Origin of the sequence: Lentzea sp. (genome assembly GCF_036380075.1) — a bacterium.
In the GTDB taxonomy this organism is placed as follows: domain Bacteria; phylum Actinomycetota; class Actinomycetes; order Mycobacteriales; family Pseudonocardiaceae; genus Lentzea.
Window position 1 is genome coordinate 1 of the sequence record NZ_DASVFL010000225.1, and the last position, 5,626, is coordinate 5,626.

Sequence of the window (5,626 nt, forward strand, 5' to 3'; positions counted from 1 at the left end):
ACCCGGGCATCGTGTCGATCCCGTTCTCCTTCCTGTGCGGCTTCCTGGCGACGATCTTCTCGAAGCCGGACGAGGACAAGGCGGCCCTGGCGGCGGAGATGGAAGTGCGAGCGATCTCGGGCATCGGCGCGAAGGCCTGACGCGGCAGCGGAAGCCCATTCGGGCTCGGCCGGTCGCGCGGCGGCGAGGCCACCCAGGTCTTTCGTCCGGGGGTGCACGACCACGCTGGAACAGGCACCCGCACGGCCAACCCGACCACGCTGGAAGCCTGGAACCCCACCTCACCCAGGGATGATCCCCGACTCGTGAGCGATGATCGCCGCCTGAACCCGGTTCTTCACCCCGAGCTCCCGCAAGATCGTGCTCACGTACACCTTCACAGTCCCCTCGACCACGTGGATCCGAGCAGCGATCTCAGCGTTGGACAGCCCGGCCCCCACCAGCCCGAGCACCTCCCGCTCCCGATAGGTCAACCCGGCAATCCGTTGCGTGGCAACGAACAACGGCCGAGCCCGAGACACCTGCTCCACCACCCGCTTGGCCACCGACGGGGACAGGTAGGCCCCACCGGAGGCAACCGCCCGAACCCCGGACACGATCTCGGCCGGATCCCCGGTCTTCAGCACGAACCCGGCCGCCCCCTCCCCCAACGCCCGGCTGATGTAGGCGTCGTCGGCGAAGGTGGTCAGCACCAGCGTGTGCGTGGCGGGGTGGCACTCGCGGATGACCCGCGCGGCGTCCAGTCCGTCCAGGACCGGCATGCGGATGTCGAGCACGGCGACGTCGGGGCGGTACCGGGCGACCAGGTCGATCACCGCGCTGCCGTTCTCCGCCTCCGCGACCACCTCGATGTCGCCGGCGGTGCCGAGGACGGCCTTCACGCCGAACCTGACCACCGGTTCGTCGTCGGCCAGCACGACCCTGATCAACCGCTCCTCCTGACGAGCCAGGTCTTCGAGACGAGACGATCATCCCGGAAGCACAGCTGGTGCAGGTCGTGGCGGTCGGCGTCGAACGGGTTGGCGTGCGTGCTGTAGTAGCGGCACTCGGCGTCGCGAGGTGCGGTGACGCCCAACGGGTTGTCCACCCGTGTGCGCAGGGGCAGGTCCATGTCCTCCTCGTCCTGCCCGATAGCCGCCCGTTCGAACTGGTCCGCGGTGAGCACCGACGTGACCGAGTCGAACACCATGTAGCCCGGCACGCCGATGGCGATCCCCACGCACACGACCGAGGTGATGAGCACGGTCCGGCGCGCGCTCTTGCGGAGTTCCTCCTCCGTCCTTTCGCGACGGACGTGCGTCGGCGTGGTGCGCGGCAGCGGGCGTTCCGGGAGCTTCGCCCGCACCTCGAAGCCGCCCTCGTCCGTCGGCGCGGCCTCGAACCAGCCGCCGACCAACGCGACGCGTTCTGCCAGGCCGAGGAGGCCTTTGCCGCTGCCCACGGCGTGCGTGCGGGGCGCGGGGCCGTTGGTGACGCGCAGGTCCAGGTTCGCGGTGAGGGTCACGGTGACCCGCGAACCCGGCGCGTGCTTGATCACGTTCGTCAGCGCCTCGGCGACCACGCGGTGCACGGTGCGGGCGATGATGCCGTCGATGCCGGTCCTGCGGCCGTTGACGAGCTCGACGCGCAGTCCGCTGCGGGCGACGACCTCCTCGACGGTGGCGACGGGTTCGTCCTCGTCGGCGCGCAGCACCTGCATGACGTCGGCGAGACGTTCGGCGGCCGCCGTGACACTGGCACGGGCGGTCTTGGCCGCTTCGCGCTGTTGTGCGGTGAGCGTGGGTTCCAGTTCCAGCGCACCGACGAGCAGTGCGGCCCTGGCCAGCTCGTGGCCGACGAGGTCGTGCATCTCCCCCGCGAGCCTCGCCCGTTCCGCGCCGCGGGCGTTCTCGGCGTCGCGTTCCAGCAGGGAGGCGTGCTCCCAGCCGACCTCCTGGAGCTCGGCGTAGCGGCGGCGGAACCGGCCGAACGCCCACGGGACGACGCCGAGCACACCGACGCCGGAGGTGACGGCGAGCGCGGTGTCGGAACCACCGCGCTCGGTCAGGGCCACGACCACGCCGACGACCTCGGCGATCGCCAGTGCGATGGCGGCCGGCCGCGGGTCGGCGGCGCACCGGCCCGCGAGGAAGCCCACCAACGCCAGTGCGGGAGCGAGCGCGAGCACCGTCAGGTCGAACTCGACGCTGATGAGGTAGCAGGCGAGCCACGCCGCCAGTGCTGTCCCGAGCGCGACCGCCGGCCGTTTCCGCACGACCGCGAACGCCGCGGCGAACAGCACCAGGTAGAGCAGGACCTCCCACACGGCGTCCATCATCGCAGTCGCTGGAGCACCACAGTCGGCGCGTCGTCCTGCCTCCGCGCGCGCTCACGCCGGTCCAGCAGCACCGCGATTCCCCACGACACCAACGCTCCCAGCAACAAACCGGCCAGCACGTCGTGCACGTAGTGGACACCCACGATGACACGCGACGAAGCCGCCGCAACGGCACAGACCGCCGCGACCCAGCCGTAGGCGCGGTGCAGGCACCAAATGGCCATCGCGGACGCACCGGCGATCACCGAGTGGTTGCTGGGGAACGACCAGTCGCCCGGATCGGGGCACGGGGCGAGCGAAGGCGCCGTGCGGCAGGGCCTCTCCTCCTGCACGACGAGTTTCACGACCTCGCTGACCGCGTAGGCCACCACGACGCCGGCGCCGCCGAGGAACGCCCTCAACCGGTGCTGGAACCACAACGCCAGGAACATCAACGCGAACACGCCCAGCACCGCGTCGGTGCCGATCACAAGCCAGGTCACCCAGCCGAACCTACGAAAACCGCGGCCCCGGCACCTCTGCCGATCGGTTCCGGGCGACCTTTACTTTCGACAGGTCTGCGCGGCACCGCCGGAGGTCGTCGGCGTGGTCTGTTCCACGCCGACGACCCGGGTCTCGTCGTCCGTGACGACCACGAGCCGCACGTCGCCGTTGGTACGACCACCGGAACGCTGCACGCCACCCGCAACGACTTCCCTGGCGGCAGGGTGAGGTCGCTGTGCTGGAGGTAGCCGTCGTCGTCGATCTGCACGAGCCGGTGGTCGACGGTGCGGTGCGGGCTCTCGACGTGCGCGGTCACGTCCTGCCGCCGGGTGTGACCGGCGCTGGTCAGCACGAGCAGCAGGGACAGGGTCCGGAGCACGCGACGAGTCTGGCAGGACCCGCCGCCGTCGCGCCGACGTTTGCGCACCCCGGTCACCGGAAACCACGAGGACATGACTGAGCACCAGTTCACGACCCCGCTGGGCGGCGGCGAGCCCGTCGACGACGAGCCGGACGCGGTCGCGGTCGAGGAGGCCGGCGAGCACGTCACCGCGCCCGAGGAGACCGCGATGCACATCGAGGAGACCGAGGAGGGCGGCGGCCGCGTCGACCGTCCGGACGACGGCTACCTGGAGCGGTGAATCACCGTCGAATGAACCACGGAGGGTGACCACCAGGTCAACGCCCGATCGCTCGAACGGCGCTTGAGTCCCGCTGGAGCGAGTGCTCGTCTAGGACACAAGCTGACCTCAAGTCGTCCTAGAGTCCTGTGTGTCGGGACAAACGAGCGAAGGACTTACAGCGATGACCACCACCGAGATCCTCACCGGCGAGCGTGCGGACCTGCTCGAGACGCTCCGGCAGCACCGCTGGTTCCTGACGTTCACCGCGCAGGGCCTCACCGACGAGCAGGCCGCGTCGAGCCCGACCGCGAGCGCGCTGAGCGTCGGCGGCCTCATCAAGCACGTCGCCGCGGTCGAGGAGAACTGGGTCAAGTTCATCGAGCAGGGCACCTCGGCCATGGAGTCCGACCCGGGCTCGGAGGCCTACGAGAACCACGAGGCGAACTTCCGCATGGCGCCGGGCGAGACGCTGGAGAGCGTCATCGCCCGGTACAACGAGGTCGCGGCCCACACCGACAAGCTGGTCGAGACCGTCGACATGGACCTCTCGCACCCGCTGCCGTCCGCCCCGTGGTTCCCCGAGGGCAAGACGTGGTCGGCGCGGCGCGTGTTCGTGCACATCGTCGCCGAGACCTCGCAGCACGCGGGCCACGCGGACATCATCCGCGAGACGATCGACGGCCAGAAGACGATGGGCTGATCAGGCCTTCGGCGGTGAGAAGGTCGAGAGGAACTGGTCCCGGAAGTCGCTCATCCGCGACACCGGGGCCGTGCCGCCCGGCTTGAGCCCGTCGTCCCACTTCCAGGAGTCGACCTCCGCCAGCACGGCGGGGTCCTTGGCCACGATGGTGATCGGCACGTCCCGCGACGCTCCCTCGCCGGTCACCATCTGCGCCGGCTGGTGGTCGCCCAGGAACACCACCACCAGGTTCTCGTCGCCGTACCGCTCGATCCACGAGACCACGGACTCCAGCGAGTACGAGATCGAGTGCGCGTAATCGGCGCGCACGGCCGCCGGGTCGCGGCCGAAGATCGACTCGGGCGGGTCGTTCGAGGCGGGCATGGTCGAGTAGATCGACCCGTCGCCCAGCTTCTCCCAGTCGACGGAGTCGGGCGTCGGCGACCACGGCGCGTGCGAGGACACCATCGGGATCGCGGCCATCACCGGACCGTGCTGCTTCGACCTCTCGTTGCGCTGGAACGACTCCAGCGTGAACTGGTCCGGCGTCGTCGCGTAGCCGAAGCGCGGGCCCTTGTAGCCGAGGTCGGCGGCGTCGTAGATCTCGTCGTAGTGGAAGAAGTCCCCCTCCGGCCACGCCTGCGTGATGCCGGGGACCACCCCGACCGAACGCCACGACGACTCGCGGAACGCGCGCGGCAGCGTCAGCCGGTCGGACGCCACGAGGTTGCGGTAGCGCTGCTGGTTGTCGATCCACAGCCCGGACAGCAGGGTCGCCTGCGCCATCCAGCTGCCGCCGCCGGCCGTGGGCGAGGTCAGGTAGGCGGACTTCGCGGTGTAGCCGGCCGACTTCAGGCGCGAGTCCCCGTCCGCGAGCTTGGCGGAGACGTCGGGCATGTCCAGCGCCGACTTGCCGTAGCTCTCCACGAACGTGAACACGACGTCCTTGCCCTGCAACGAGGACAGCAGGTCCTGCTGTCCTCGGAACGCGTCGACCGAGGCCTCCGCGGCGAACGCCTCCTGGTCGTGCAGGCCGACCTTCACGCGCCGCGCGTGGTCGGCCACCGCGGTCGCGGCGGCGTCGGAGTAGACCGGAACCCCCGGCACGGCAAGCGAAACACACGCCACGACGGTCAGCGCCACGGCACGGATCGCGACGGGACGCCGTGCCGCGGCGACGGAACTCAGGCGCAGCACGGACACCGCGGCGACCCACACGATCCCGACGACCAGTGCGACCGTGAGACCCACGGCCAGCACCGAGGCGACCCGGCCGAACGTCACGTCCACGAAGTCGATGGCGGGCACCAGCAACGGCCAGTCCAGCACGAGGTCGAACGGCCGGTACAGCACCACGTCGAACCCGATGTCCATGATCTTCACGACCGTGAACAGGCCCAGCGCGACACCGCCGGCGATCGCGGCCGGCTTGCGGAACCGTTCGGGCAGCAGCACCAGCACCATGACACCGGCGAGGCCTTCGAGCGGGACGCGCAGGAACGCCTCGGGCGTGAACTTCTCCAG

At 70.2% G+C, this 5,626-nt stretch carries 8 protein-coding genes; 3 read left to right on the top strand and 5 right to left on the bottom strand.

All coding sequences use genetic code 11. The features are described 5' to 3' along the window. Positions 1–281 precede the first annotated feature (281 nt). The 4 genes from VF330_RS24835 to VF330_RS24850 are packed head-to-tail and all read right to left on the bottom strand — an operon-like array spanning position 282 to position 2,994. Positions 282–929, bottom strand: coding sequence for a response regulator transcription factor (locus VF330_RS24835; protein ID WP_330854077.1), 648 nt, complete (start codon positions 927–929; stop codon positions 282–284). After that, entirely contained in the window at positions 926–2,314 is a 1,389-nt protein-coding gene (locus tag VF330_RS24840) for a sensor histidine kinase (protein WP_330854078.1), read from the bottom strand. Before VF330_RS24840 ends, VF330_RS24835 begins: the two co-directional genes overlap by 4 nt. Then, on the bottom strand, positions 2,314–2,799 hold the full coding sequence (locus tag VF330_RS24845; protein WP_330854079.1) for a phosphatase PAP2 family protein: 486 nt from the start codon (positions 2,797–2,799) through the stop codon (positions 2,314–2,316). The genes VF330_RS24840 and VF330_RS24845 overlap by 1 nt, the downstream gene beginning before the upstream one ends. 60 nt (positions 2,800–2,859) lie before the next feature. After that, entirely contained in the window at positions 2,860–2,994 is a 135-nt protein-coding gene (locus VF330_RS24850; RefSeq protein WP_330854080.1) for a hypothetical protein, read from the bottom strand. A gap of 41 nt (positions 2,995–3,035) precedes the next feature. Between VF330_RS24850 and VF330_RS24855 the strand changes: the two genes are divergently transcribed. From VF330_RS24855 to VF330_RS24865, 3 genes are all read left to right on the top strand, one after another. Beyond that, on the top strand, positions 3,036–3,260 hold the full coding sequence (locus VF330_RS24855; protein ID WP_330854081.1) for a hypothetical protein: 225 nt from the start codon (positions 3,036–3,038) through the stop codon (positions 3,258–3,260). Beyond that, complete coding sequence (locus tag VF330_RS24860) at positions 3,253–3,441, top strand: hypothetical protein (protein WP_330854082.1); 189 nt, start codon at positions 3,253–3,255, stop codon at positions 3,439–3,441. Before VF330_RS24855 ends, VF330_RS24860 begins: the two co-directional genes overlap by 8 nt. A 163-nt stretch (positions 3,442–3,604) precedes the next feature. Further along, positions 3,605–4,123: a DinB family protein gene (locus VF330_RS24865; protein WP_330854083.1), complete on the top strand. Its 519-nt coding sequence runs from the start codon at positions 3,605–3,607 to the stop codon at positions 4,121–4,123. Here VF330_RS24865 and VF330_RS24870 read toward each other — a convergent pair. Then, the coding region (locus VF330_RS24870) for a sulfatase (protein ID WP_330854084.1) at positions 4,124–5,626 on the bottom strand (1,503 nt) is incomplete at its 5' end.